The sequence below is a fragment of the Arminella tubonensis genome, assembly GCF_003240585.1.
In the GTDB taxonomy this organism is placed as follows: Bacteria; Pseudomonadota; Alphaproteobacteria; order Rhizobiales; family Rhizobiaceae; genus Rhizobium; species Rhizobium tubonense.
Window position 1 is genome coordinate 165,829 of record NZ_PCDP01000036.1, and the last position, 26,452, is coordinate 192,280.

Consider the following 26,452-nt stretch of genomic DNA (forward strand, 5'->3'; position numbering starts at 1 on the left):
CGCCAGGGGCGATGGAACCTAGATTGCCACAGGTTTCAGATGAAAAAGTTGATTCAGGTTACCGATCCACATCTCATGGGTCGGGGGGGTAAATTCCATGGCATCGATCCGGAAGAGCGATTGCGGGAATGTTTGCTCCACATTGCTGAAAACCATCCGGACGCCGATGCTATCATCGTCACAGGCGACCTCGCCGATAACGGCGAGGTGGCAGCATACCAGCAGCTGAAGGAGCTGATGGAAGGCCTGCGGACACCGATTTACCTGACCCTGGGAAATCACGACTCAAGGCAGGCGTTCCGCCAAGTCTTCGGAGGAAGTGGGTTCGTGAACGCGACGTTCGACCTAGAAACATGGCGGATAATCGTTGTGGACTCGAAAGGTGATTTTAGCGACTGCGGTTCCCTGGATCAAGGACGGCTCGCGTGGCTCGAATATGAACTCGCAAATGCAGGTGACCGGAATGTAATTCTGGCAATGCATCATACGCCTACAAATCTCCACGCTCCTTTCTTTCAGCCAGACGATGACCTCACGGATGGCGAAGCGCTCGTGGATTTGATCAAGCGTACGCCTGCCGTGAAGCACATGCTTTTTGGTCATCGGCATTTGACGGTCGGGGGATCTTACGCTGGCATTTCTTTCTCGGTGTGTCGCGGCACGTCGCACCACATTGCGCTGGATTTATCGCAAACCGGCCGTTCCAATTTTGTGGCGGCTCCACCGTCTTACGACATCGTTCTGTTAGATGAACGCGATGTCATTGTTCACAAATATTACGGGCTCGAGCAGCTTGAAATTATCAGACCGGGAGATCCAAAGTGATGTTTAAGCACTCGGCGAATACCGATCATAAAGCAATGCCCCAGCTCATTATTTTTGATTTTGACGGAACGCTGGCGGAAACTGAGGCGCTTATCGCCAAAATCGCGTCACTCAAGCTAAAGGCGCTTGGGGTAGATATAGAAGCACGCACAATTGCGGAAACCTTTGCAATCGAGACCTTGGATGACGATGTTGCGGTGCTTGAGCGCTTATTGAATCGAGCGCTGCATTTAGAATTCATGGATGAGGTGAGAGCCGACGTCCGCGCCTCAATCTTGAACGGCTTGGAAGCAACCCCTGGATCTTTCGAAGTCCTTTCTATTCTAAAGGTGCCTTTTTGCGTTGCATCCAACGCTTCAAGGGCAGACTTGATCAGGAGACTCAGGGCGGCCGGTTTGTTTGAACTTGTTGGCCCCCGATTTTTTTCTGCCCACGACGTTGGGGTTAAGAAGCCGGATCCTGGCGTCTTTTTGCTCGCGGCGGAAGCAATGGGGGTGAAACCGCAGGATTGTTTGGTGGTTGAAGACAGCATGGCGGGCATTCAGGCAGCACGGCGCGCTTCTATGCGCTACGTCGCTTTCGCTGGTGCATCACATCATTCGGAACAATCACGCCGGAATTTATTCGAAGCTAAACCGGAAGCAATGTTGGTGAACATGGGCCAGCTCCTCGCATATCTTGAGAAGTTGGGACAAGTCGAGATCTGAACCGTCAAGGATCCGGTCGAGTGCCGTCTAACTGAGACGTGCGCAACACATACGCACGACCCTACCGTTGTTGAAGATCAGGAACTGCAAAAGCTTCCTGAGAATTCGAGGAAACTAATGAAGAGTGGCATCAGACCAACAAGCGAACAACTGTCTCGGCTGGAAGCCCAACTTGGGCAATTGCTTGGCGCCAGATTTACGCGCTCTATGGCCGAGCGTGACCTGCACGCGCAGGACGAATCCTGGCACAAGTGCGCTCCACCTGATGCCGTCTGCTACCCCGCATCGACGGACGAAGTCAGTCAGGTAGTTCGCGTTTGCATTGAGAACCGTATTCCGATCATACCATTTGGTGCAGGCACGTCTTTGGAGGGACATATATCGGCGGTTTACGGCGGAATCTCGATAGATTTAAGTCGAATGAACCGGATTTTGGAGGTTCGTGCGCAGGATTTAGATGCATCGATCGAAGCCGGCGTAACCCGCCAGCAACTGAATAGCCATATACGCGATACAGGCCTCTTTTTCCCGGTTGATCCCGGCGGCGAATCGACGTTGGGAGGCATGGCGGCAACCCGAGCGTCCGGCACGAATGCCGTGCGTTATGGAACCATGAGGGAGAATGTTCTTTCGCTTAAGGTTGTACTTCCGAACGGTAAAATCCTGACAACATCCACTCGTGCTCGGAAATCGGCTGCTGGTTATGACCTGACCAGATTGATGATTGGGTCGGAAGGAACATTAGGTATCATTACGGAACTCACGGTTCGCCTTCATGGTATTCCGGGCGCGATTGCGTCGGCAGTGTGTTCTTTTCCAAATCTGCGTAGCGCGGTTTCAACGGCCGCTGAGACAATCCAAGCTGGCGTCTCTATCGCTAGGATCGAGCTTTTAGACGATCAAAGTATGAAAGCTGTAAATCGCTACTCTAAGTTGAATTATCCTGAAAAAAGCACGCTTTTTCTCGAATTTCATGGCACGACAGCGGGCGTACTTGAGCAGGCTGATATTGTCAGGGAACTTGCAGAGGCAAACGGCGGTACACAGTGGCAATGGGCGAACGATCCGGAACAGCGGAACCGGCTTTGGAAAGCTCGTCACGACATGCACTACGCGGCCTTGTCCATGCGACCCGGTTCAAAGGTTTGGGGAACTGACGCCTGCGTTCCTCTATCGGCGTTGACCGACATAGTCACTGAGATGCGGGAAGAGGCATCGGCCGCAAGTTTCTTCACCACATGTGTTGGCCATGTCGGAGATGGGAATTTTCATCTCGGATTTTTGATCGATCCATCCAGCAAATCGGAGATTGAGGAGGCCGAGAGATTAAACTCAAGGCTGATCGAGCGAACTCTTGCATTAGGTGGTACGAGCACAGGGGAGCATGGGATCGGACTCGGAAAAATTAAGTGGATGGAGAAGGAACACGGTGATGTTGCGATCGAATTAATGCGCCAGATCAAAACCGCAATCGACCCGCTCGGACTTTTCAACCCGGGTAAACTTCTGCCGAACACGTAACGATTTCGACGCTTTGTTAGCCTTGATCGACGAGCAAGATACCTCAGGCCCAAGTAAAACTCGCAAGGCGGAGAATTTAAATGAAAATCCTGGTACCTGTGAAGCGAGTTGTCGATTACAACGTGAAGATCCGGGTGATGTCGGATGGTACGGGTGTCGAGCTCGCCAACGTCAAGATGTCGATGAACCCGTTCGACGAGATTTCGGTCGAGGAAGCATTGCGGCTGAAGGAAGCCGGCAAGGCCGAGGAAGTGGTCGTCGTATCGATCGGACCTGCCAAGGCCGAGGAGACGTTGAGAACGGCGCTTGCCATGGGCGCCGACCGGGCGATCCTGATCGAAACGGATGAGGCGGTCGAGCCTCTGGGCGTCGCCAAGATACTCAAGGGCGTCGTCGAAGCCGAACAACCGGGACTGATCATCGTCGGCAAGCAGGCGATCGACGACGATTCGAACCAGACCGGCCAGATGCTGGCGGCACTGATCGGCTCGGCGCAGGCGACCTTCGCTTCGAAGATCGAGCTTTCCGCCAACAAAGCCATTGTGACCCGTGAAGTCGATGGCGGTCTGCAGACGATCGAGGTGAAGCTTCCGGCTGTGGTGACGGCAGATCTTCGCTTGAACGAGCCGCGCTATGCTTCGCTGCCGAACATCATGAAGGCGAAGAAGAAGCCGCTCGACAAGAAGACGCCTGGCGATTTCGGCGTCGATGTGACTCCGCGCCTCAAGGTGCTGAAGACCGAAGAGCCGTTCGGCCGCAAGGCTGGCGTCAAGGTCGCAAGCGTCGAGGAACTGGTCGGCGCGTTGAAGACGGCCGGCGTGATCTGATTTCGAGGAGACAATATCATGGCTATTCTTCTTCTGGCGGAACACGACAATGCCAGCCTCAACGACCAGACCGCCAAGTCGCTGACTGCCGCAACCCAAATAGGCAGCGATGTTCATATTCTGGTGGCGGGATCGGGCGCCCAAGCGGCCGCCGATGCGGCGTCACAGCTTTCCGGCGTTTCCAAGGTGTTGCTGGCCGATCATGCGGCTTACGCCAACAAACTCGCCGAGCCTTTGGCGGACCTGATCGTTCAGCTTTCCTCATCCTACGATGTCATCATCGCTGCAGCCACGGCGTCGGCCAAGAATGTGCTGCCGCGCGTTGCAGCCCTTCTGGATGTCGCCCAGGTTTCGGAAATCATCGAGGTGGTTTCCGCCGATACATTCAAACGGCCGATCTATGCCGGCAACGCCATCCAGACGGTGCAGTCGAGCGACGCCAAGAAAGTGATCACCGTGCGCACCGCCTCCTTCCAGGCGACCGGCGTCGGCGGCTCGGCATCGGTAAAAAGCATCTCCGCTGCAGCGAATTCCGGCCTTTCCGCCTTCGTGTCTGATGCATTGTCCTTGTCCGAGCGTCCGGAACTGGCATCGGCCAAGATCATTATTTCGGGCGGACGCGCACTCGGTTCGTCGGAAAAGTTCCAGGAGGTCATCCTGCCTGTCGCCGACAAGCTCGGTGCGGCCGTCGGGGCAAGCCGTGCGGCCGTCGATGCGGGCTATGCCCCCAACGACTGGCAGGTCGGCCAGACCGGCAAAATGGTCGCTCCCGATCTCTACATCGCAGCCGGCATATCGGGCGCGATCCAGCATCTCGCCGGCATGAAGGACTCGAAGGTCATCGTCGCCATCAACAAGGACGGAGAGGCCCCGATTTTCCAGGTCGCAGACTACGGCCTCGTCGGTGATCTCTTCGACATCCTACCGATGTTACACGATCTTTGCTGAGCACAGCGCTGGCGTCTTCACTTCAATCGAATCGATCGGGCGAGCAGAGATCGAATATCGGTCAATCAAACTATCGCCAGCTAGGGGTTCAACTCTCTTTTCTCCTGCCCTCCCAGGCAACTTGGCTGTCGTCGAATTCGAGTTCGGCGGCAGCCATTTTTTTAAAATTCGAGACATCAAACCATCAGAACCGAACATCCGTGCGCCGTGAGTGACACCGGGCTTAGAGGAGTGGCTTGTGAAACACGTTTCCATTGTCGGCAAGTTCTTTATCATCATGGCTGTTTTTGGTGTCACGGCGCTGGGCCTGACGCTCTATCAGAGTCGGCAAATACTCAAGGTAAACGATAGCTACCAAGGGCTTCTCGACCGGGATGCATCGGCAGCGCTTCGCTTGACACAGTCGACCCGAAGTCTTGAAACAGCGCGTGCCAGCATCAGCGACTTGGTGATGACGCGGTCGAAAGAGGCGAGGGCGCGCGCAGAAGCTGGCCTGAATGACGCGCGAGAGAACTTCGTCAGGTTCACGGATCTGGCCGTCCAGGCAGTTCCAGAGCAGAGCGAACTGCCGAAGTTGAAGGCGGATGGATTCTCTGTCCTGACCGACACGTGTGGTGCAGCGATCGCTGTGGCCCGCGGCGCGACCAGTGAAGCCGAGCTTGCCATGGTGCAGCAACTCTATCTCACTTTATGTCAACCCGCTTTCGCTGCCATTTCACCGAGATTTACGTCCGTGACGGAAAAACTCGCGTCGGACGGAGAGAAAAAGCGTGCTGATGTTTTACGCGTCGTCCGTGACACGTCAGTGCTGAGTTTGGGAGCAGCTATGACGGCACTGCTCTCCGTTTCATGCTTTGGTTTCCTCGCGATTCCCTCCTGGTTGGTCAAACCGATCAAGCAGATGGTTTCGACGATGAAGGTCATTGCCGACGGCGATCTGACGTCGTCCGTTGAGGGAACGATCCGCCGTGACGAGATCGGATCGATGGCCCGCGCAGTGCAAATCTTTAAGGACAACGAGTTACGGACACGGGATCTCGAAAAGGATGTAGAGGCCAGTCGTGGCGCAAACGAGATCGAACGTGCGCGCATAGCCGAGACCGAGCGCCAGCGGGCACATGATATGGCGGAGGCCACGGCCGGGCTGGCTGAGGGCCTGAAGCAGCTCGCCGGCGGCAACCTCGTGTTCAGGCTCAACGACAATTTCGCTGAGGATTTCGAACCGTTGCGCGCAAACTTCAATGCTGCCGTTACCCAACTTGCCGAAGGTTTAAGAGCCGTGTCCAACGCCACCCGATCGATCGATGACGGCGCGCAGGAAATTAGTTTGAGCGCACAGGACCTGTCCCGGCGGACTGAGCATCAGGCAGCTCGCTGGAGCAGCCTGCTGCCGCTCTGGATCAGATCACCCAAAACATCGCCAACTCCAGCACGCGCACGGCGGAGGCTCGACACGTTGCGATCGAAGCGAACAAGTCGGCGCGTCACTCTGGGGAAGTGGTTTCCAGCGCTGTCGCGGCGATGCAGCGCATCGAGCACTCATCCTCGCAGATATCAACTATTGTCGGCGTGATCGACGAAATCGCGTTTCGGACCAATCTCCTGGCCCTCAATGCAGGCGTCGAGGCCGCACGGTCGGGCGAGGCCGGAAAAGGTTTCGCGGTCGTTGCCCACGAGGTGCGCGAGCTTGCTCAACGCTCCGCGCACGCCGCAAAGGAGATCAAGGACCTCATCCTCAATTCGGTTGACGAGGTCAGCGGTGGCGTCAAACTGGTCCGCGATACCGGCGAGACGCTCAAGATCATCGAGGAACAGATCGTGCTGATCAACACTCAGCTTGATGCCGCCACAGCGGCTTCCAACGAGCAGTCCGTAACCCTTCCCGAGGTCAACCGGACAGTCAATCAGATGGATCAGGTTACGCAGCAAAATGCTGCGATGGCCGAGGAATCCACGGCTGCAAGCGCGGAACTTGCCATCGAGGCAAAGCGGTTGCGCGGGATTGTTTCGGAGTTTCAAATTGACGCGAGTGACACGACTGACGGTCGGCAAACCGGTGATACAGATCCGGACTTAGCGTCTTCGCCAGTTCATGCGATACTAACACAGGTTGCGCAAAGACTTGGGATCGCAAGAGACGTTTAAAGGGCGGAAACGCTGTCGGTCGTGAATGCGGTACATGCGTCCACGTAGTCTTTGGGGCGTGGGCCGTCTAGTCTAGTTCATTCGTGGACGCCTTGGAGCTGACCATCAGATAACCCGGCAGTGCTGAATTGATCCGGTGATTGACAAGCCAGTGCTCTGTCTCGTGAATCCGTGAATCTGACATTCTGAGGGAATTTCCGGAAAATGTATTCCTATCGTCCCGGCGCTACCACTGTGATCGTGCATTTCTGTTCCTTGCCGGCCTTGGCTGCGGCCCCCCGGCTTGCCGCCACCTCAGCCTTGTTCGTCTCAACGAACTGATCGGCCGCCGACACCCGATGCTAGACCTCCGGACTGTCGAACGCCATCAGGTTCATACCGGCGTGCCAAGGAGAGTCCGCCATGACGAAGCTGGCGACACGCGGCGCGGCGGAAAACGGCAACAGGCTCGGCAGGAATAGACGCATGAATCCGTGTTATGGCTCCCGTCGCGAATCCGGTTTCTGCTCGAATTGAATCGCAGACTTTGGCGGCGTTCGAATCTCAGGATTTCTGCGAGAGAGCGCGGCGTTGGCCGAAGATAAATGGCCACCCGAGGTTCACGCCGAGTCCGGCGAGCAGGATCAGCGCCAAGCCAACAGCCTGCATTGCGGTGACAGAGCGATCAAAGACGAAGAAATCAGACAGCAGGGCAGCGGCAGGGTTCAGGAAGGATGCAGCGGCAATGACGGTGGTGGGCACCCTGGGATAAGCCGAATACAGCAGCACATACACGATGCCGGTATGGATAACGCCAAGCCCAATCAGCCATCCCCACACGGGGGCATAGCCGCTCTGAAGCGTCGCCACATTGAGAAACGGCAGGAAGGCGATGCATCCGATCAGGCAATGGACCGCGCTGAGCACGTCCGGCTTCACGCCCTTGACCGCGCGCGTGGTCAGCGTCGTGGCGGCGTAGAAAAGCGAGGCAACGAGCGCCAAGCCGACGCCGATCAGCCAATTCCGGTTGGTCTGCACATCCCCGAGTTTCGGCAGGATGGTGAGGACCAGGCCGAGGAACGCGAGGCATATCCACCCGATCTTGTGCCGCGAGAGCGCCTCGCCCAGAAGCAGTCCGCCGGCGAGCACGATCCAGAAGGGTTGCAGATGATAGATGATCGTTGCGAACCCTATCGAGGTTCGATGGAATGCCTCGAACAGGGTCAGCCAATTGAGCACGAGGCAGATGCCGCTCCCCAGCACGAGTGGCCACAGCTTCCGCTCAATGGAGAAAAGGCTTTTCAAGCCACCCTTCAGTGATAGCCATCCGATAAGTGCCAACGCTCCGAACAAGCAGCGGAAAAACACCACGTTGAAAGTCGGCTGGCCGGACGAGACGGAAAAAAGCCCTGCCGTTCCGGACAGAGCCATGCCTACGGAGAGCATGATTGTTGCCCGTGTCAGCCCCACTCTAGATTCCATCTTTCCTCCATTGTCGCAAATATCCCGCCGCGAGGATCGTCTTGGTGGTCAAGCCTGTACCGGCGCCGAGTTCCAGCAGTGGCAATCCGGACCTTGGGTTGACCACACTCGCCATTCGCCGCGCGGTATGGATCGATGTCGGAATGACGGCGCCGACACCCTTCTTGTCCTTCTGCCAACCCTTGAAGAACTGCATCTCTTCCTCGAACCTCTTGGCGAGGCGCTGCTTCAGTCCAAAAACCATATCTTCTCCCTACGACGGCTATTTGCCGGTATATCAGCGAGGTGATATGTGGCTGCCGTCGAAAAAGGTCCGACGACAGCCACGGTGCCTTGGGAGGCGGACGGGAAAGAAAATCTGGTTGAGCTCAGCGCTGCGTGAACGCGCGGCGAAAAAGCGGCTGCCGTTGGATCAGGGTCAACGGCAGCCGAGTGGGCCTGCGCAGCAAGGGGTACTGCCGTACGCAGGTCTGGAGCTGATGCAGGCGAAGTTTTAACGGCCTTGGTCGAGGTGATCTTCGCCAGACTTTTAGGCCCGGAAGCCCGCTGCAAGCACAGCTGTTCGTTGGGTGATGGGTTCATGTCGACATCACCTCAGGGGCCGCGAAACGACTTCGATCGGCCGAGTGCGGGCTGCGTCCGTCGTGCGCTCGATCGAAAGCACCGTCTGCGGCGGAAGCTCTCCATCATGCAGGGTCTGAAGCCGCTCGACGACGCCTTTATCCGCAGCCGTGAGCCGATGGTTCAGGCGAAGAAAGTCCATCCAGGTTGGCGTGCGGAATGTCTCCGTCCAAACAGACGGCGTTTGCAGGTTTCGCTGGAGGGTCCAGTTTCGTGCACCGGCGCGGCTTTGAACGTGCCGTCTGGCGCGCATGCAGCCCAGAAACGCCTCGATGTTGGCTTCGGATATGGAGTACTCGATCTTGACACCGATCGGGCCACTCCTGGGCTTGAGAGCGAGTGCCAGTTCGGGGGCAAGAAAATCCGAACTTTCCTGGTCCGCTTCTTCCCACGGACGCACCGGGAACAATATCCCCGCTGCTGCGACCAGCAACAACGCCCCTGCGGCGCCTTCCAAAGCTGTCGTCAGGGAGTAGTTCTGGGCGACGGTTCCCCAGACCCAGCTGCCGGCAGCCATGCCGCCAGCGCTCAAGGCGTAGTAGATCGAGAGCGTGCGACCGACAACCCATCTTGGGCTGGCCAACTGCACCGAGACGTCGATGCCCGTCCAGGTGATGAGCCAGCCCGCACCCCCGAGTGCCAGCGCAAAAGCCGCCACGGCGATCGACGATGTCAGGGCAAGGCAAAGGCAGCATGCTGCACAGGCAAGAGAGGCGACCGCCACCAGCTTGTTTTGAGACATGATCCGTCGGAGGAAGCTGTTGCTCATGCCGGCGATAAACGCCCCCGTGCCGAAGCCGGCCAACAGAATGCCGTAAACGATTGGCCCGCTGTTCAACTGATCGCGGACGACGAGAGGGAGCAGCGCCAGGATGGAAATGCTGGCCAACCCGAAAAGGGTCGCTCGGGCGACCGCTGACCTAATCTCAAAGGACATTGCCGTGAAGCGCAGCCCGTCGTGAATAGCCGTGGTCATTTTCTCACGCGGGAGAGGCGAAGCGCGAACGTGCCATTTGGTGCGCCAAATGGCACCAAGCGGCGTCAGATCGCACAGCGCGGCCAGGGCGAAAGCGGTGAGCGGTCCGAAGAAGGCCAGGATCACGCCCCCCAAAGCCGGACCAACGCTACGCACGATGTTGTATCCAACAGACGTCAGCGTCACCGCGGCCGGAATGTCGCGCTTGTGCAGGATATCGCCGATGGAAGCGTGCCAGGCTGGATCATTCAATGCAAAGCCGCAGCCGGCGAGGAAACCCAGTCCGAGGATGAGCCAGGGATCGATAAATCCCAGGTAGACAGAAATCACCAGTGTCGTTGACGCCAACGCTAACAGGCAGTGTCCCGCAAACATCACCCATCGGCGGCTGAAATTGTCGGCGATGGCACCGGCGAGGATCGACAGGAAGAACACCGGCAACGTGGACGCGGCCTGCACGAGTGCAACCATCAGATCGGACGCCGAAATGGTAGCCATCATCCAACTAATGGCCACCGTTTGCACGAGCCAACCGAGACTGGATATTTGTGAAGCCGTCCAGATCGAACGAAACACCTCGTTCCGAAGAGGCGCGAGGGTCGCTGAACTGGACCGATGGGGATCTACGTGCTGCATGTCTCTCTTACTTTCAGGCCTCCCAGCCTCGTTGCTGCGACGCAGCAGGATATCCGGCGCCGCCCGAAAAACGGCGGCGAAATGCGGTCATCTGGCGCAGGAAACCGGCATCAATCGCCAGATACTTACTGGTGGTTCTGGGCGTTACGGTATAATGTTGCAACCAAGTAGAAATGTCGCATGTTCTGCAAAGTAGAAATGTCATCCCGACAGACGCCGAGGCGCGTCGCCGGGCAGGGCGGAGACCTCAATATCGCAGCCCTGACCGGCCACTGTAGAAGGAGCACTTGCCACTTGTTCACGGGCGCGGCGATCAATCATCTGGTCAACCCAGCCCTTTCGTCCAGGTGGTTTGCGGCCACGTTTTTGATAGCCATTGACCTCACTGTTGGTCTTCACCTTGGGGGGTGGCAGAAACTGATCCTGTCGCTCCTTGATAAAGGCAAGGACATCGCCGAGTCGCTTGCTCTCGGTAATGGCAGCATGGGTGACGCGCTGCGCACTGTCGAAGAGCGTATAGGGCAGGGTAACACCCTTCCAGCGAACCTGGAAACGCCCATCCGCAAAGGCATAGAGATCAACATATTTGCCGACCAGACCCCGTGTGACCTCATTCTCCTCCAGCATGACCCGCTGGCGCTCGAAGGAGAACGTCAGTTGCTGCCCGACGTACCGTTGTTCTCGCCGGCATAGGATCTCTTGCAGGCTGTTGGGCGCAATGTTCAAGGGCCGGTGCAAATTGTCTGCCTTGATGGGCTCGATCGCAAACCTGGCGTTGAACCGCTCAATGAAGCCGGGCAGGAAGGCGTTCCCGGCGGCGATGTCGCCGATGCCGGCAAGCCGCAACTCCTTGACCAGGCGGTCCTGCAAGGTGCGATTGACGCGCTCGACGCGGCCTTTGGCCTGGCTCGAATTGGCACACAATATCTCAATGCTGAGTTCCGACAGCGCCCGGCCGAACTGGGTCATAGCTTCACCACTCTTCACGTCCGTCTTCCCAACCCGGAACACCGAATGCTTGTCGGAGTAGAACGCAACCGGACGGCCGTGTGCCTGGAGATACAACTCCAGCGCCGCAAAATAGCTAAAGGCGCTTTCCGAGCGGACAAACAGCAATTGCATCAGCCTTCCGGTGGCGTCGTCAATGAACACCAACAGCGTGCACCGATCGCCACGATCCTCGAACCAGCGATGATCGCTGCCGTCGATCTGGATCAGCTCGCCATAACATTCACGCCGCAGCCGCGGCTGGCGAAACGTCCGGCGCTGCTTTCGCGACAGCCACAAGCCGGCCTCCGCCATCCACTTGCGCAGCGTCTCGCGTGAAACGCCGAAACCATGCTCAGCCAGTTTCTCCGCCGCCAGCGTCGGACCAAAGTCCGCATAGCGCTCGCGGACCAGCTGCAGCGCGAGCTCACGCACGCCGTCGTTGATACGGTTGTTCGACCGCCGGCCGCGGCTGCGATGACGCAGCGCCGGCGCGCCTTCGAGACAGAATGTCCGCACGATCCTTTGCACCTGGCGAACACTCAGCGATAGAACAATCGCCGCCGACGCAAGCGTCCGCCGCCGCTCAAGCACTTCTGACAAAACCTCGATACGATGCAGCTCGCGTTCACTCATTAAAATCAATCCCAAATCTGCTTCCAATCCTCGTTGCAATGAACGAGAGCAGGGTTGTCACAACGACATTTCTACTTTGCAAATACCGGACATTTTAACTTTGCGGTGTGGGTTCTAATTCAAATGCAACGGCGGGGTGGGGCAGGCTATTCCGGCAGCGATACAATTTCAACAAGCTGCTCTCTGAACACTTCGGTCGGGGTTCTGTAGTCGAGACATTTTCGCGGGGTCGTGTTGAGACGCTCGCAGATTGATCGCACTGATTGCTGCGGCAGTGACAGGAGATCCGTGTCACGCGGCAGGTAGCGGCGCACTCTTTTGTTCATGTTCTCGACAGAGCCTTTCTGCCAGGGGGCTTGCGGATCGCAGAACCATGCCTTCGTCCCCATCCCGGCCTCCAGATCGCGCCAGGACACGAACTCGAAGCCCCGGTCGAAGGTGATGCTTTGTCTTGCCGAATGCGGCAGTGCTGACAGCTCATTGATCAGACGCCCCATGATCGGTTTCGATTGCCGGTCATTGTTGCGGAACAGGACGGTGTAGCGGCTCTTGCGCTCCACCAGTGTGGCAATATTCGCCTGGCCGTATTCCTTGCGAAAGATCATCAAATCACCCTCCCAATGGCCAAACTGGCCACGGTCATTGATCTGTGCGGGACGGTTGCGAATGGCCATAAAGTCCGGAAACACAAGGCTTCTCGGCCTTCTTGCATAGCGCGGCTTTCGTTTGCGCCGACGCTCGGGCAGGTGACGGGCAAGCGCCTGGGATTGGCCATCTTCAGAATAGACGTACCGGTAGATCGTCTCATGGCAGAGTCGGTGTTGAGCATCAGGCTCTCGCTTCAACCGGCCGGCGATCTGTTCGGGCGACCAGCCGGCTTTCAAACGATCGATGACGACATGACACAGCTGCGGATGCTGATGCAGCTTGCGATACGACCGCCGCCGCTGTTCATAAAGAGTTTGTGCTGTCACATGCCAATAGCCATCAGCCTGCGGGACTTCCTTGTCGTGCCACCAGTTGCGTCTGATCTCGCGGTGAACCGTGGAGCGGTGACGGCCAAGAACTGATGCAATCTGGGCCAAGCGTGCCTTGGCCTGCAGCATCTGCGAAACGATACGCCGTTCATCCATCGTCAATTGCGTGAAACTGCGGGGCATTCCATCCTCCTGAAAACAAAGAGGGTTTTGTACGTGTCGCAATTGAAAATAGAATGTGCCCGGCTACATATAACATATCGCATAAGGTATCTTATGGAACTTATGGAGATTTCAGCCTGTACCGAGCCATCATCCATGAGCTACCATTCGGCTTTCACGCAGTTCACCTTGTCGTTTCAGGATCGGATAAGCAATGGCGGCGATATGAGCGTTGATGCGCTTGAGATCGCGCAGGATATCGAGATGTAGCGAACTGGTCTGCATGCTGTCGATCATCCCGTCGCGCAGCCGTGCCATGTGATTGGCAGCCGACCGTTCCTCTAGATGGCGGATATCGACCTTGGATTCGACAAGTTGGCGGGCAAGCTGCACATCGCCGGTGACCAGAATGCTCTGGGCCAGCCGAAGGTTTTCCAGTGTCACCCGATAGAGTTCCTCGATCTCGGAAGCGCCTTCCGCCGAGAAGCTCAGCTGGTTGCGGATTTTCTTATCCACCAGGTCGCGCAGGTTTCGGTCAACGATATCGCCAATGTGCTCGAGATTTGTAGCATAGCCGATGATCTCGTTGGAGCGCTGCTCGTCCTTCTCGTCCAGTGCGGAACTGTTCAGCCTAGCTAGGTACAGCTTTACCGCGCTGTTCAGCCGATCGACCTCGTCGTCCATGGCGGCAATGCCGGATGAGCGGGCAGTGTCGTTCTTTCTGAGCGCTTCGAGGTTCGTCTGCAGCATCCTGGTGATGCAATCGCCGATGCGAAGTGTTTCGCGGGCAGCACCGGCAAGTGCAAGGGCTGGCGTGTCGAGGCTTTCAGGATCGAGATGACGCGGCCCGCCCTCGATCTCCGTGGCTTCCGGAAGGATGCGGCGCATCAGAGCAGATAGCGGCCGCAGCACCGGCAGCATGATCACGGCAAGAAGGATGTTGAAGGCGATATGGGCATCGACGACGAGTGCTTCGGGTCCGTGGCTTAACTCAGACAGAAGCCCTGCGGCTATCTCGATAAACGGCAGAACAACGACGCATCCGATCAGCCGCACCAGCATATTGCAGATGGTCACGCGACGAGCCAGCGCACCATAGTTCAGGGTTCCGAGGACAGGTGGGATGGCGCCGCCAAGATTGGCGCCGAGCACCAGCGCGATACCGAGTGCAGGCGTCACGGTTCCGCTTGCGGCCAGCGACATTGCCAGCAGCACGATTGCGAGGCTGGATGAGGCCGCGATCGCAAGCACCGCCGCGACGATCACCGCAAGCACTGGCACCGCATCAAGCGATGCCATCAGGGCGACCAGTACATGGGAATGCTGCATGGGCTCCGTCGCCTGACTGAGAAGCCGTAGTGACAACAGCATCAATCCAAGTCCGAGAACGGCGCGCGACAGGCCTTTGGCGGGCTTGGAACGGCTGAAGCCGAAAGCAAACACGCCGGCCGCGATCATCAACGGTGCCAGGAAGTGCAAATCGAATGCGAGGATGCGCGTTATCAGGCTCGTGCCGACATTGGCGCCAAGCATGATCGCCTGCGCCATCATCGAACTCATAAATCCGCTTCCGGCAAATGAGGCCGTCATCAGCGCGGTGGCCGTGCTGCTCTGCAGAGCGAGGGTCGCGAGAAGACCGACGCCAAAGGCTAGCAGCCTGTTCCGCGTGCCCGCGCCAATCCACTTGCGCAGACGCACGCCGAAAGAACGGATCACACCGGTTTTTACTAGCCGAAGACCCCATATCAGAAGTGCGACTGCACCGATAAGATCAGGCATAAGATATGACCTCCAATTTAGTCTCGGCATAGTAGGACTTCTCGTACAAGTCAGCCTAAGTGACTGCACAAAGAGATCGATCTGCGATTTACTGAAATATACGCTCTTAACTCGAACAAGCGCCGTTCATCGAGACTGGAGAGATACACATGAAATCTCCAGCCAGCCATCCTCCATGTTTTGCAAAAACGAGGACAATTTTCGATAATTATTTCACTCTCAATTCCGTCATCAAATTCCGTTAACGGATGCATAATTAAGAATTATGAACCGTCCGGCGTCGGAGGCTTGTGTTGCCAAGTTCTTCAATGAGTCTGGGGATGTCCGTCCAACTGTTGACAACCGCGTGCGCACCGAGTTCGGCAAGCCTTTCAGCGTGGCCCGCAAGGCAGTGAGCGCCGCCAGTGAAGCCAATCACGATCATCCCTGCAGCAATCCCCGCTTTTACTCCGGCTGCGCTATCCTCGACTACGCAGCACCGATCTGCCGAAACTCCCATATCAGCTGCGGCGTGTAGAAACAGATCCGGTGCTGGTTTGCCGTGCTCCACAAGTACTGAACTATAGATTGAGGGATGGAAATATTGCTTTAGTCCCGTTACGGACAATGCGAGTTCAAGCTTCTTTGGGCTGCTGCTGGATGCCACGCATTTGCGTACACCTAGCGATTCTAAAGTCGCTGCGGCATATGGCAAAGGCAGTAGGTCCGCGGCGAGTGCCTCTTCCACCCTCTGCGTCACTCGTGTGGCGAAATCGCTTCCTACCGAGCGGCCCGTTTCAAGTTCAATAGCCCTTATCATGTCGGTTTGGGAAACGCCCGCAAATCGACGAAGCACCTCGTTCAGCGTATAATCGGAGAACCCTCTGTCGGCAAGTTCCTCTGCGTCGACACGGCAAGCGAGTACTTCGCTATCAACAAGGACGCCGTCACAATCGCAGATCAGCAGTTCAAATGGCATTCTTCGTTCCTTTACGAATGGCTGTTTCTGAAAATTTCGATGGCTCCGGCCCCTCCGTCACCGTCTGCATCTTCCTTGGCAATGATGTCGGCAGACAGCGCTGTCTGCATCGGATGCACGATGATCCGACGTCCCTCCACCAGCAGGACGTCGTAGCTAGGCGGACGGTCCACATACGTCGCGGTCATGCCGCGAAGCGTCGTGCGAATTGGATGGCACGTACCGCGAGATGCCGAGAAAGAGCGCAAACCCGATTGTCCGAAGACTGGAAAGTGGACATGCCCGAACGTGACGTGAGAAACGCTGCTGTGTTGATCGAGAAGTCGCTCCAAGTCTCCGCCATTTCTCAGCAGCATCGCGTCGAAGTACTCGACGCCCAACGGGAACGGAGGATGGTGAAGAAAGATTAGTGTTGGAGCTTCGGGGTTATTCTGAAGCTCATTTTCTAACCAGTTCAGACGTTTTTCGCAGAGAAATCCTGCGCTTGGTTGATCCTCGTCAAGTGTATCAAGCATTACAAGCCTGCCGCCGGCGAAGTCGATCGCTCCTTGGACGAAACCATTGCCGTCATCAAAGGCATCATCAAATACTGCCCGAAATGCCGCCCGTTTGTCGTGATTTCCCAGCATCAAATGGGTCGGTACGGATATAGCGGTCAGTATTTCTTTTAATCGGCGATAAGAGGTCTCATCTCCCGCATCAGTTAAGTCACCGCTTACGATGCAGAGATCCGAATTCGAATGCTCAGTATTAATTATGTCGATTACAGAAAGCAGGCGCGCTGCTGGATCAAAGCCTATAACGCGCTCGCCAACTGGACACATGTGGATATCTGAAAGATGAATGATTTTCATCGTAATACTCAGTTTCTAGACGGGGGAACTTGGCTGGGCGCGATCTCCAGTAAGTGAGCCGTTTGGTTTTCCTGGCACTCGTACTAGACGGCGATCGCCGAAGTGACTTTTGCGCGTGATATGATGACGGATTGGCTTAAACCTCGCCCCTCCGGACAATGTCAGCCGCGTAATTTGTCTAATGAAGCATCCACCTACTACAAGCCAATCCGGATCGGTCGCTTCAGGTCGGAGAATGTGGAATTGTAAGGCGCGGCTGGAAAAAAATCCCAGACAATTTGAATTCATCGGATCCCTAAAGAGGTCTTTCGCTTACAAACAAGCATCGCGAATTTATGCTCTATTCGGATAGTGGGCTTATATTCATGCATTCGATTCGGATTGGCATATCGAATGACGTGGAGCATTACTTCATTCAATCGGACATGTAAATGGATTGTTACTCCACTATGTCCGATTGGGGCGAAATGAGCGCTGCAAGCGCTTCCGCGAGATAAACGGCCCTCGGAACCGAGTTTATGAAACCGCCGTAAGCAGGAATGTTCAGCTTGGCCATCAGCAGAACGGCGTCCGCGTGCTTTGCCAAAGGACTGCGGGCTTGGCAGGTGACCGCCACAGTGAAAGCGCCCGCTGATCGCGCCACCCTTAGGAAATCGAGAGTGTTTGCTGTTACTCCTGATTCTGAAATCGCGATGGCAGCAGATGTTGGACCGAGGCCGTTGGCAACTTCGTGCGCCAATGTGATATCCCTGATCGCGTGGGCATTTAAACCGGCACGCAGGAGCCTATAGGAAAATAACTCTGCTATGATTCCAGATACGCCCGATCCAAAAAGGTCGATTCGATTGACCAATACGAGTCGAGAGGCGATCTTCTGAAGGACGGATTGCTCAGTTAATTCAACCGTCGCAACGATGGAGCGCGCCAGTTCGTGGCCTAATTTTGATAGGCTGTCACCATCGCCCGTATTATGAATATCCGGCTGTCTTTGCCTGACCGCCAATTCCGCTGCAAGTGCCAGCTTGAAATCGGAAAATCCGCTGAATCCTGCCAATTGGCAAAGCCTGACAATACTCGCTTCGCCTGCCTTGGAAAACTTGCTCAGATCCTTTAGCGAGAAGCGAACTACTTTATCGGCATTTTCGACGATGTAAATCGCGGCTCGGGCAGTAGCCGTTGGCAGATCGGGGATGCTAGCCTCAAGATAAGCGAGCGCGCCAGGGTCATTCCTCTTTGCCTTCACGTTAGCCACTAGAACACCTTCCCCACCATATCGCCAATTTTCCGTCGCGTCCGCTCGACTTCCACCAGCGATGTGTGATGGACAAACAACGATTATGAAGCAAGCTTATACGGAAATGTGGAGTTTTACACCAGTGACACGCGGTGTTGATTAGCGTATGCTTGCTCGAACCCCGAACCCATATCTCGCGAACAGCAAAATGAAATCGGTTACGGAACACCTTTTGTTTATGTCGCGCATAAGCCAGAGCGTCGGTTAAGACGTGATGCGAGCTAACCAACACGTCGTCTAAGCTGAATGTTACTCTGACTGTTTACTAAAATTGGTTAGATATATTCGGGTTTAGCTGATTAGATCTCATTGCTTTACTTCTTGCGGTGCAACTGTGTACCTAGGTGTAGTGAAGCCAGTAAGTTCGCACGAACGTAATAATAGCGCTTTGAGGGCGCAAATCAGGAAACGGTTGGCAGATGACGTTATTGAATAAGACGGCGGTGGTCACGGGTTCAAGCCGTGGCATCGGTTTTGGGATTGCAAAAATCCTCTTGGAGCGAAATATGAATGTGGTGCTGAACGGGCGTGACATTGACACCTTATCCAGTGCGCATGCCAATCTTGGAGCCTTGCGTGGCAAAGCAACTGTTTTCGCGGGAGATGTTTCCGATCCTGGAAAAGCTGAGGAACTTGTAGCTCACGCAGTTGAGCATCACGGCGGTATTGACCTTCTGGTTAATAATGCTGGTTGGCCGGATCCGGTAGCCCATTTTCTTGAAATGACAGATGAGCATTGGGATGCGGTTATGAAGGTCAATCTTAAAGGCGTGTTTCTGTGCTCGAGAGCTGCGGCCCGTGTAATGGCGGAGTCTGGAGCGGGCTCAATTGTGCACATCTCCTCTATGGCCGCCCTACAGGCGCATCGTAGTATGGCCGCTTACGATGTCAGCAAAGCCGCGGTTGAGGGACTCACACGGTCGATGGCGCTGGATCTCGCGCCCTTCGGGATAAGGGTCAATGCTGTGAGCCCAGGACCGGTTCACGTGGGAGACGCTCCAGAAAAAGACGACCGTGCACCCCTTGTACCACTTGGAAGAGTTGGGCTTCCCTCGGATATTGGAAAGGCGGTAGCATTCGTCGGATCCGACGAGGCCTCATTTATAACCGGCGAAACAATATATGTTGATGGCGGCTTTCTGAAGCAACTGCGGCCACCTCAATTGGATCTCGCATGGCCTGAAGGTATTGAATCTCGATTGTCTACTATCGGTGATGTTAGAAGGAGCCAACAGTAGCTGGTTGTTATTAATATCTGGGTACGAATATTCAGAAATAATTCAAAGCTGGGACCTGCGATAATAAATAAGTCCTGATGCCGTAATGGGCCGGCGCTTCGGAGACTGTAGCCAGATTGGTGGCTGTCCCTCAGAGTGACGATGTTGAGACGGGGTCCGAGCTGGTCGACCCCAAACATCAAGCGAGGAACAGCCATGGACTACTATGCTGGAATTGATGTTTCTTTGGAAGCAAGCAGTGTGTGTTTGGTTGATGCTGCGGGCAAAATTATCCGTGAGACGAAGGTAGCGAGCCAACCGGACGCGCTGATCGAACACTTTGTTTCGTTGGAGTTTGCTGCAAAGCGGGTCGGCCTTGAAGCAGGTCCCTTGTCTCAATGGCTGCATGAGGGCCTGACGAAGGCTGGCTTTGATGTCGTTCTGCTGGAAACCCGCCATGTGAAGGCTGCCCTGTCGGCGATGATCATCAAGACCGATCGGAAAGATGCACGTGGCATCGCGCAATTGTTACGGATGGGATGGTATCGCACTGTACATTCGAAATCGCCAAGCTCTCAGGATGTCCGGGCGCTTCTGACCGGTCGCAAACTGCTGCAAGCCAAATTGCGGACGTCGGGTTGAGCATTCGGGGCATTTTGCGTGGCTACGGCCTGAAGGTTGGCGAAGTGAGCCGTGGCCGGATCGAAGCGCGAATATCGGAGCTCGTCGACGGGCATTCGGTGTTGAAGACGATCATTGGTGCTATGTTGCAGGCCCGTCATGCGCTTTGGACAGAGTTCACCAAAATGCATCGTGAGATGTTGAAGATTGTCCGCCAGGATCGGGTCTGCCAACGGCTGATGACCACGCCCGGTGTTGGTGCACTTGTGGCGATTACCTATCGTTCGGCGATCGACGACCCAAGCAGATTTGCAAAATCTCAAACCGTCGGCGCGTACTTCGGGTTGACGCCGAAGAAGTACCAATCAGGCGAGACGGATCTGTAAGGTGGCATCAGCCGGGTTGGTGATACGATGGTGCGCCGCCCTTTACGAGGCGGCTCACATTATGCTGACCCGTGCCACCAGGTTCTCTGCGCTGAAACGATGGGCAGTCGATGTGGCAAAACGGCGTGGCATGAAGCGCGCCAAGGTGGCGCTTGCCCGCAAGCTTGCGACCATCCTTCATCGTATGTGGGTAGACGAGAGCGAATTCCGCGGGAGCAAAGAAGCCTCAGCGGCATAGATAAGACGGTATCGAGACGAAGCCGTGTAAGGTCTCGTCTCCCAAGGTCCCGTTACCGGGACGAGAGCCTGGCAAGGTCGTAAGTAGTGCTGTGATGCTTTGGCAATCACGCCGCCTAGTTGACCTGCCGGTTCTGATCTTATGGCATGGTGTGGCGACCTTCGTGTTGACCACGGACAGAAGCATGATCCTGGTGACGAGATTTTGGTGCTGAGGGACTTGACGAACAAAGGCCCATTACAGAAGCACTACAGTTGCAATTTGGAAATCAGATGAGCTCGTTGAGCCGCCGCCTGATGGGCGCGTCTCCAGCATGACCAAGCGAGGTTTATGCGACGCTGGGCGAGCCTGATGGCGATGCGCCGGACTTCCTGGATAGACCAGTGGATCAGATCCTGATGGTCGGCATCCGCGGTCTTTTCTGGGCCGTCACGTCATTGGCGCGGTACCTGATCACCGTCATCATGGCGAAGGCGAGCATGACGAGGGAGACGTGGCGATGCCAGCCATGCCATGACCGGGTTTCGTTGTGGTCGAGGCCGAGCTCGTTCTTTGCGGTCTCGAAACTGTCTTCGATCGCCCAGCGATGGCCTTCGACGGAAACCAGTGTCTGGATACCAGTCCCGGCCGGGCACCATGTGGTGAAGAATGCGAGATCGCCGTCGCTGATATTACGCCGGATCAGGAGGCCACGGGTCCAAAGCCCCGATTTCGTCTCGTTATATTCGTCGGCAGTATCACGTGCCGACGTCCCTGATGGCACAAGGCATGCTCGAAATGTTGCATCAACCCGCCTCGTGGGACGGACGACACCAACGATGAAAATGGCTGCCGCCGAAGAGTATATTCGGCGACAGCCAAACGCCCTGGGAGGCTGGGAGCGATCTGCCCGAAGAAGGGCAAAGGTGCCGGTCTGGTGCTGCCCTATTGTGATACCGAAGCCATGCAGGATCATCTCGCAGAGATCAGCCAGGCCGTCGATGATGGCGCGCATGCTCTACTCCATCCTCAACAGGCCGGATGGCACGTGACGCCGAAGAAAGTGCCCGACAACATCACCCTGATGTTCTTGCCGCCGCGCTCACCAGAACCGAACCCCGTCGAGAACGTCTGGCAATATATGCGCGACAACTGGCTATCGAACCGCATCTTCAAAGATTACGACGATATCGTCGAACATTGCTGCGCTGCCTGGAACAAGCTCGTCGATCAGCCCTGGAATATTATGTCGATCGGTCACCGAGAATGGGCGCGTCGGTCATGATTGCCGCTCGTTGGTGTAACAACCGTCATTCCATGGACCGGCGCGAGCTGCAATGAGCTTGTCGTGCGGACAGTGGATTGCTCAACGAAATAGTCAGCAGACACCTTTTCCATTCAGACGCTATGATTTGCATCGGCTTGGACCGCATGTCGCTGACCTGACCGCAGCGCACAGGTGTCAAAGTCAGACCCCAAGCTCCCCCTCAAGTTCCTTCAAGCTCTTATCGAAGATGTCAGCCAGTTCATCCGCCTCTTCCTCTGTGAGAATGAGCGGCGGCGCGAAGCCAAGCACGTCTCCCATGCAGCGGGCAATCAGGCCATTCTTGTACGCGATCCTGTCGAACATAGCGCCAACCTGCTTGCTTGCGGGGAAAGGCTCGCGTGTCGTTTTGTCCTTCACGATTTCGATGCCAAGCATCAGACCAGCACCGCGAACCTCGCCGACGATAAGTGAAGTTTCCGCAGTCTTCTCGAAGCGCGCCCGCAGATGCTTTCCGACCTTCTTGACGTGGTCGGGCATTCCGAGTTCCTCGTAGATCTTTATCGCTTCGGAAGCCACTGCCACACCGACCGGATGGCCGGAGTTCGTGAAGCCGTGGCCAAAGGCTCCGCCCTGGTTGTTGAATTCCGCCACCGCCCCATAGATTTTCGGCGACAGGACAACGGCGGAAATCGGGAAATATGACGAGGACAAGCCCTTTGCCAGGGCCATCATATCAGGCTTCATTCCGACCAGGTCTTTCCCGAACCATTCTCCCGTGCGCCCAAATCCGCAGACGATTTCGTCGTCCAGGCAAAGAATGTCGTACTTGTTCAGCACGTCCTGGATCCGCGGGAAGTAGCCACTCGGCGGCACGATTATTCCGCCGCCCGCGTAGACCGGTTCCGCGATAAAGGCGGCAACCGTATCCGGTCCTTCGCTGAGGATAAGCTGCTCGAGTTCTTCAGCCAGTCTCTCGACATAGGCCCCTTCGTCTTCACCTTCGCACATTTCACGATACGGGTAAGGCGCCAACGTATGAAGGAAGCCCGGCAGCGGGAGACCAAACTCCCGGTGCATGAACTCCAGACCGCACATCGACGCGGCTGCGATCGTCGAACCGTGAAAACCGCGGTTGCGAGCGATCACTTTCCGCTTTGCAGGCTTGCCGTGGACGGTGTGGTAAATCCAGGCCAGCTTGACCATCGTCTCGTTTGCTTCCGAGCCAGAGGTAGCGAAATAGGTTTTGCCGCCTTCCATACCAGTTAGCTCAACCAGCTTCTCCGACAGGTCGGTTGCGCCCGGGCCGGTTCTCTGGAAGAACGTGTGATAGTACGCAATCTCATGGTACTGCGCGTTGGCAGCAGCGATCAGCCGTTCATTTGAGAACCCAAGGGTCGCACACCAAAGGCCGGCCATCCCCTCGATGTAAGCTTTTCCAGCGCTGTCAAAGACGCGCACTCCCTCTCCCCGTGTAACGACGAGCGGCCCCTGCTCCTCGAAGCGGCGCGGATTGGTCTGAGAGTGGAGCTGGAACTTGATGTCGCGTTGGGCGATAGAATTAGATAGAGTCTGTGTCATGGAGTTGCCTCACGGTTTTGGTGGCGTCAGATGCGCTGACCGGTTGCCTGATCGAAAATGAAGAGGTGGTTCGGATTGATGTCGATGCCGATGGAACCGCCTGGCGAGAGGCGGATAAAGCCTGGTACGGACGCGGTGATTTTCCCGCCTGCCCAGCGCAGGGCGACGTGGGTCGAGGGGCCGACAGGCTGGACGAAGAGAACTTCCGCCCTCTCGGGAAAGTCGCCAATTCTAACGTGTTCCGGGCGAATCCCAACCTCGACCGATCGACGTCCTTTCGGCAAATCGGAGCGCTCGAGCCCAAGCTCGCAGCTACCTAGCCGGATCTTCGCTACATCGGCCGTGACGTCGAGTTTTCCAGCCATTAATTCGATCTGCGGATTGCCGATGAATGTCGCGACGTAACGCGTGCGTGGCCGTAAATAAATCTCATCGGGCGAACCGAACTGCTCGACCTCACCCTTGTACATCACGGCGATGCGGTCGGAAATCGAGAGGGCCTCCTCCTGGTCGTGCGTCACAAAGACCGACGTGACGCCAAGCTTTTTGTGAAGTTCCTTGATCTCGACCCTGGTTTTCACCCGCAACGATGCGTCCAGGTTCGAGAACGGCTCATCAAAGAGGAAGAGGCGCGGCTCGCGCACGATGGCGCGCCCGATTGCCACTCTCTGCTGCTGCCCGCCGCTGAGCTGGCCCGGGAGCCGGCCGATCACATGCGATAGCTCAAGCGATGTGGCTACGGCTCGCACACGACTGTCGATCTCTGAGCGGGCCACGCCGCGCATTTTGAGTGTGAAACCGATGTTCTGTGCAACAGTCATATGCGGATAAAGCGCATAGTTCTGAAAGACCATGGCTGCGTCGCGCTGAACGGGCGACAGCTCGTTGATGCGCTTGCCGTCGAGGAGGATGTCGCCAGACGTGCAGTCTTCCAATCCGGCAATCATGTTGAGCGTCGTGGTCTTGCCGCATCCGGAAGATCCAAGCAGCGTAATGAACTCACCCTTCTCAATCGAGAGATTGATGTCTCTGCAGACGTTGACGCTTCCGAAAGACTTGGAGACATTCTTGAGCACTATGTGAGACATGAAGAATTATCCTTTTGCCATGCCATCGGCAAAGCCACGTATGATCTTGTTGCGAAAAACGATCGCGAGCAGCACGACGGGCAGGACGCTGACGGCGGCTGCCGCCATCATCTGACCGAAAACGGTCTGGTATTGGCCGGCGAAATTCGCGATCACCAGTGGAAGCGTCTGGGCGCTTTGACGGGTAAGGATCAACGCGAAGAAGAACTCGTTCCATGCTTCCACGAATGCGAAGACTGCGGCAGCGGTAAGCGGAGGCACGGAGATCGGCAGGATGACGTACCAGAATGTCTGGATCACTCCCGCGCCGTCGATCGCGGCGGCACGTTCGATACTGGGAGGGATCGCCTGGAAGAAGCCCCGGAGAATCCAGATCACGATGGGCAGGTTGAACGAAAGATAGACGACACCCAGCGTCAGAACGTTATCGATCAGTCCGAGCTTGCTGATCAGAAGAAAAAGCGGGATCGCGATCGCAATTCCCGGCAGCATCTGAGTCGCCAGAACGATGAAGGCGATCGTGTTGCCATGCGGGACAGATAGCCGAGCCAGTGCGTAGGCTGCGGGTGCGCCAAGCGCGATCGCAATGGCGGTCGAGAATGCCGAGACGACAAGCGAATTGAAAATACCTCGTCCCATCAACGCTGCCGAATTCATAACGGCCAGGAAATTTTCGAGCGTCAGGTTCGACAGCGAAAGGTCGATCGGGCGCGCTATCAACGCCTGCTGCTTCATCACGCTGGAGATGATCATCCAAAGGATCGGGGCGGCCGACCAGATGACGAACAGCACGAGGCAGGCGCAGATAAAGAGGCGAAACAGCGGACCACCGGTTCTATGGCTCTGAAAGCTCATCGGACGGCTCCTCCGCGTTTAGTCGAGACCAGCAGTACGTAAACCACGGCAAGAGCGAACGTGGCCACGAAGATGAGATTGGCGATCGCCGCCCCCATTCCGATCTGAAGGAAGTTGAAGGTGGTGCGATAGGCGAGGAAGTTCAGAAGGACTGTGCCGTCGGCCGGACCACCGCGGGTCAGAACGAACACGATGTCGAACACGCGCAGCGACCAAATGGTCTGGAGCACGACGGCGATCGCTATTGCACCTTTCATTGAGGGCATGGTCACGGCGAGGAAGGTCTGCACCCTGTTTGCGCCATCCATATAAGCGGCCTTGTACAGCGTTTGCGGAACCCGCTGCAAACCGGCGAGAAGCAAGAGTGCGATGAAGGGCACTGATTTCCAGACATCGGCAAGAAGGAGGAAGTTCAGCGCCGATCCCGGCGTACCCAGCCAAACATGGGTCCTGTCGATGACCCCGGCACCCTGCAAAATCGTGTTCAGAATTCCGTAGTTGGAATTGAGGATCCACTTCCACAAAACGGCATTGGCAACCGGGGCAATAGCCCAAGGAACGATCAGGAGAATGCGGAAGAAGCCGCCCTTCCCGAGAGGGTGCTGTAGCAGAACCGCGATTGACATCGAGATCGCGATGACAAGCACCACCTCCATGAAAGTGAAGTAGGCGGTGTTGGCAAGCGCCTTGAGGAAAGTGCCGTCCTGAAACATCGCCACGTAATTATCGAAGCCGACCGGGGTCTTCTCCAGCGCGCCGGCTGCAAGCCGGACGCGCTGGAATCCGAGAACGAACGACTCCAGGATCGGATATCCCAGAATGGCGGCCAGCACCAAAAGCGCAGGCGCGATGAAGAGGACGCCGGCGAGAAGCCGGTGCTGCTCAAAAGTTCGAAAATGTGTCATCGTA

21 protein-coding genes and 5 pseudogenes are annotated in these 26,452 nt (G+C 56.4%); 10 read left to right on the forward strand and 16 right to left on the reverse strand.

From position 1 onward, the window contains the following. Window positions 1–39 precede the first annotated feature (39 nt). The 7 genes from CPY51_RS15685 (at window position 40) to CPY51_RS34085 (ending at window position 6,973) form a co-directional block, all read left to right on the forward strand. Entirely contained in the window at window positions 40–825 is a 786-nt protein-coding gene (locus CPY51_RS15685; protein WP_111161157.1) for a phosphodiesterase, read from the forward strand. Beyond that, the gene (locus CPY51_RS15690; protein ID WP_111161158.1) at window positions 825–1,532 is read left to right on the forward strand and encodes an HAD family hydrolase; all 708 of its coding nucleotides are present in this window, start codon (window positions 825–827) and stop codon (window positions 1,530–1,532) included. Before CPY51_RS15685 ends, CPY51_RS15690 begins: the two co-directional genes overlap by 1 nt. 117 nt (window positions 1,533–1,649) lie before the next feature. Then, window positions 1,650–3,053 carry an FAD-binding oxidoreductase gene (locus tag CPY51_RS15695; RefSeq protein WP_111161159.1) on the forward strand — a complete coding sequence of 468 codons (1,404 nt, stop codon included), beginning with the start codon at window positions 1,650–1,652 and terminating at the stop codon, window positions 3,051–3,053. 80 nt (window positions 3,054–3,133) lie between these two features. After that, on the forward strand, window positions 3,134–3,880 hold the full coding sequence (locus CPY51_RS15700) for an electron transfer flavoprotein subunit beta/FixA family protein (protein WP_111161160.1): 747 nt from the start codon (window positions 3,134–3,136) through the stop codon (window positions 3,878–3,880). Window positions 3,881–3,898: 18 nt separating this feature from the next. Next, a complete protein-coding gene (locus CPY51_RS15705) occupies window positions 3,899–4,828 on the forward strand; it encodes an electron transfer flavoprotein subunit alpha/FixB family protein (protein WP_111161161.1) in 930 nt (309 codons plus the stop codon). 238 nt (window positions 4,829–5,066) lie between these two features. After that, window positions 5,067–6,401, forward strand: coding sequence for a HAMP domain-containing protein (locus CPY51_RS15710; protein WP_420820702.1), 1,335 nt, complete (start codon window positions 5,067–5,069; stop codon window positions 6,399–6,401). Next, a complete protein-coding gene (locus CPY51_RS34085) occupies window positions 6,326–6,973 on the forward strand; it encodes a methyl-accepting chemotaxis protein (RefSeq protein WP_420820703.1) in 648 nt (215 codons plus the stop codon). Before CPY51_RS15710 ends, CPY51_RS34085 begins: the two co-directional genes overlap by 76 nt. A 73-nt stretch (window positions 6,974–7,046) precedes the next feature. Here the strand turns inward: CPY51_RS34085 and CPY51_RS33450 are convergent. The 11 genes and pseudogenes from CPY51_RS33450 to CPY51_RS15765 form a co-directional block, all read right to left on the reverse strand. Next, window positions 7,047–7,157 (reverse strand): annotated as a pseudogene (locus tag CPY51_RS33450) (HIT family protein); the annotation flags it as partial. A 28-nt stretch (window positions 7,158–7,185) separates the two neighbouring features. Further along, window positions 7,186–7,440 (reverse strand): annotated as a pseudogene (locus tag CPY51_RS33455) (DUF6118 family protein). A 76-nt stretch (window positions 7,441–7,516) separates the two neighbouring features. Next, a complete protein-coding gene (locus CPY51_RS15720; protein ID WP_111161162.1) occupies window positions 7,517–8,434 on the reverse strand; it encodes a DMT family transporter in 918 nt (305 codons plus the stop codon). Continuing rightward, window positions 8,424–8,678 carry a hypothetical protein gene (locus tag CPY51_RS15725; protein WP_195909539.1) on the reverse strand — a complete coding sequence of 85 codons (255 nt, stop codon included), beginning with the start codon at window positions 8,676–8,678 and terminating at the stop codon, window positions 8,424–8,426. The genes CPY51_RS15720 and CPY51_RS15725 overlap by 11 nt, the downstream gene beginning before the upstream one ends. 345 nt (window positions 8,679–9,023) lie before the next feature. Beyond that, window positions 9,024–10,667 carry an MFS transporter gene (locus CPY51_RS15735; RefSeq protein ID WP_111161164.1) on the reverse strand — a complete coding sequence of 548 codons (1,644 nt, stop codon included), beginning with the start codon at window positions 10,665–10,667 and terminating at the stop codon, window positions 9,024–9,026. A gap of 201 nt (window positions 10,668–10,868) precedes the next feature. Next, window positions 10,869–12,305 (reverse strand): ISNCY family transposase, encoded by a 1,437-nt coding sequence (locus CPY51_RS15740; RefSeq protein ID WP_244598691.1) that lies wholly within the window; start codon window positions 12,303–12,305, stop codon window positions 10,869–10,871. A 131-nt stretch (window positions 12,306–12,436) separates the two neighbouring features. Next, a complete protein-coding gene (locus CPY51_RS15745; RefSeq protein ID WP_111161165.1) occupies window positions 12,437–13,450 on the reverse strand; it encodes an IS30 family transposase in 1,014 nt (337 codons plus the stop codon). A gap of 129 nt (window positions 13,451–13,579) precedes the next feature. After that, a complete protein-coding gene (locus tag CPY51_RS15750; protein WP_111161166.1) occupies window positions 13,580–15,208 on the reverse strand; it encodes a Na/Pi cotransporter family protein in 1,629 nt (542 codons plus the stop codon). Between the two features lie 256 nt (window positions 15,209–15,464). Continuing rightward, window positions 15,465–16,166, reverse strand: coding sequence for an HAD family hydrolase (locus tag CPY51_RS15755; protein ID WP_111161167.1), 702 nt, complete (start codon window positions 16,164–16,166; stop codon window positions 15,465–15,467). A gap of 11 nt (window positions 16,167–16,177) precedes the next feature. Further along, window positions 16,178–17,020, reverse strand: a complete 843-nt coding sequence (locus tag CPY51_RS15760; protein WP_111161168.1) for a phosphodiesterase — start codon at window positions 17,018–17,020, stop codon at window positions 16,178–16,180. Between the two features lie 439 nt (window positions 17,021–17,459). After that, complete coding sequence (locus CPY51_RS15765) at window positions 17,460–18,272, reverse strand: MurR/RpiR family transcriptional regulator (protein WP_111161169.1); 813 nt, start codon at window positions 18,270–18,272, stop codon at window positions 17,460–17,462. Between the two features lie 461 nt (window positions 18,273–18,733). Between CPY51_RS15765 and CPY51_RS15770 the strand changes: the two genes are divergently transcribed. Next, a complete protein-coding gene (locus CPY51_RS15770; RefSeq protein ID WP_111161170.1) occupies window positions 18,734–19,552 on the forward strand; it encodes an SDR family NAD(P)-dependent oxidoreductase in 819 nt (272 codons plus the stop codon). Between the two features lie 195 nt (window positions 19,553–19,747). Further along, a pseudogene (locus CPY51_RS15775) lies at window positions 19,748–20,776 on the forward strand (IS110 family RNA-guided transposase). A 388-nt stretch (window positions 20,777–21,164) separates the two neighbouring features. Here CPY51_RS15775 and CPY51_RS15780 read toward each other — a convergent pair. Continuing rightward, window positions 21,165–21,509 (reverse strand): annotated as a pseudogene (locus CPY51_RS15780) (IS701 family transposase); the annotation flags it as partial. Between the two features lie 144 nt (window positions 21,510–21,653). On the opposite strand from CPY51_RS15780, the pseudogene CPY51_RS15785 reads away from it, so the two are divergent. Continuing rightward, window positions 21,654–22,040, forward strand: a pseudogene (locus CPY51_RS15785) (transposase); the annotation flags it as partial. A gap of 183 nt (window positions 22,041–22,223) precedes the next feature. Here CPY51_RS15785 and CPY51_RS15790 read toward each other — a convergent pair. From CPY51_RS15790 to CPY51_RS15805, 4 genes are read right to left on the reverse strand one after another with little or no spacing between them, the layout of a single operon-like run. Beyond that, window positions 22,224–23,600: an aminotransferase gene (locus CPY51_RS15790; protein ID WP_111161172.1), complete on the reverse strand. Its 1,377-nt coding sequence runs from the start codon at window positions 23,598–23,600 to the stop codon at window positions 22,224–22,226. A gap of 26 nt (window positions 23,601–23,626) precedes the next feature. Next, window positions 23,627–24,688: an ABC transporter ATP-binding protein gene (locus CPY51_RS15795; protein ID WP_111161173.1), complete on the reverse strand. Its 1,062-nt coding sequence runs from the start codon at window positions 24,686–24,688 to the stop codon at window positions 23,627–23,629. Window positions 24,689–24,694: 6 nt separating this feature from the next. Further along, window positions 24,695–25,543 carry a carbohydrate ABC transporter permease gene (locus CPY51_RS15800; RefSeq protein WP_111161174.1) on the reverse strand — a complete coding sequence of 283 codons (849 nt, stop codon included), beginning with the start codon at window positions 25,541–25,543 and terminating at the stop codon, window positions 24,695–24,697. After that, complete coding sequence (locus tag CPY51_RS15805; protein ID WP_111161175.1) at window positions 25,540–26,448, reverse strand: carbohydrate ABC transporter permease; 909 nt, start codon at window positions 26,446–26,448, stop codon at window positions 25,540–25,542. The genes CPY51_RS15800 and CPY51_RS15805 overlap by 4 nt, the downstream gene beginning before the upstream one ends. Window positions 26,449–26,452 lie beyond the last annotated feature (4 nt).

Excerpts from the sequence above, each read along its gene's own strand:
- CPY51_RS15720 (WP_111161162.1), bottom strand. The coding sequence starts at position 8,434 with ATGGAATCTAGAGTGGGGCTGACACGGGCAACAATCATGCTCTCCGTA.
- CPY51_RS15735 (WP_111161164.1), bottom strand. The coding sequence starts at position 10,667 with ATGCAGCACGTAGATCCCCATCGGTCCAGTTCAGCGACCCTCGCGCCT.
- CPY51_RS15700 (WP_111161160.1), top strand. The coding sequence starts at position 3,134 with ATGAAAATCCTGGTACCTGTGAAGCGAGTTGTCGATTACAACGTGAAG.
- CPY51_RS15725 (WP_195909539.1), bottom strand. The coding sequence starts at position 8,678 with ATGGTTTTTGGACTGAAGCAGCGCCTCGCCAAGAGGTTCGAGGAAGAG.
- CPY51_RS15685 (WP_111161157.1), top strand. The coding sequence starts at position 40 with ATGAAAAAGTTGATTCAGGTTACCGATCCACATCTCATGGGTCGGGGG.
- CPY51_RS15790 (WP_111161172.1), bottom strand. The coding sequence starts at position 23,600 with ATGACACAGACTCTATCTAATTCTATCGCCCAACGCGACATCAAGTTC.
- CPY51_RS15695 (WP_111161159.1), top strand. The coding sequence starts at position 1,650 with ATGAAGAGTGGCATCAGACCAACAAGCGAACAACTGTCTCGGCTGGAA.
- CPY51_RS15755 (WP_111161167.1), bottom strand. The coding sequence starts at position 16,166 with ATGCCATTTGAACTGCTGATCTGCGATTGTGACGGCGTCCTTGTTGAT.
- CPY51_RS15760 (WP_111161168.1), bottom strand. The coding sequence starts at position 17,020 with ATGAAAATCATTCATCTTTCAGATATCCACATGTGTCCAGTTGGCGAG.
- CPY51_RS15800 (WP_111161174.1), bottom strand. The coding sequence starts at position 25,543 with ATGAGCTTTCAGAGCCATAGAACCGGTGGTCCGCTGTTTCGCCTCTTT.
- CPY51_RS15705 (WP_111161161.1), top strand. The coding sequence starts at position 3,899 with ATGGCTATTCTTCTTCTGGCGGAACACGACAATGCCAGCCTCAACGAC.
- CPY51_RS15795 (WP_111161173.1), bottom strand. The coding sequence starts at position 24,688 with ATGTCTCACATAGTGCTCAAGAATGTCTCCAAGTCTTTCGGAAGCGTC.
- CPY51_RS15770 (WP_111161170.1), top strand. The coding sequence starts at position 18,734 with ATGACGTTATTGAATAAGACGGCGGTGGTCACGGGTTCAAGCCGTGGC.
- CPY51_RS15745 (WP_111161165.1), bottom strand. The coding sequence starts at position 13,450 with ATGCCCCGCAGTTTCACGCAATTGACGATGGATGAACGGCGTATCGTT.
- CPY51_RS15805 (WP_111161175.1), bottom strand. The coding sequence starts at position 26,448 with ATGACACATTTTCGAACTTTTGAGCAGCACCGGCTTCTCGCCGGCGTC.
- CPY51_RS15750 (WP_111161166.1), bottom strand. The coding sequence starts at position 15,208 with ATGCCTGATCTTATCGGTGCAGTCGCACTTCTGATATGGGGTCTTCGG.
- CPY51_RS15690 (WP_111161158.1), top strand. The coding sequence starts at position 825 with ATGTTTAAGCACTCGGCGAATACCGATCATAAAGCAATGCCCCAGCTC.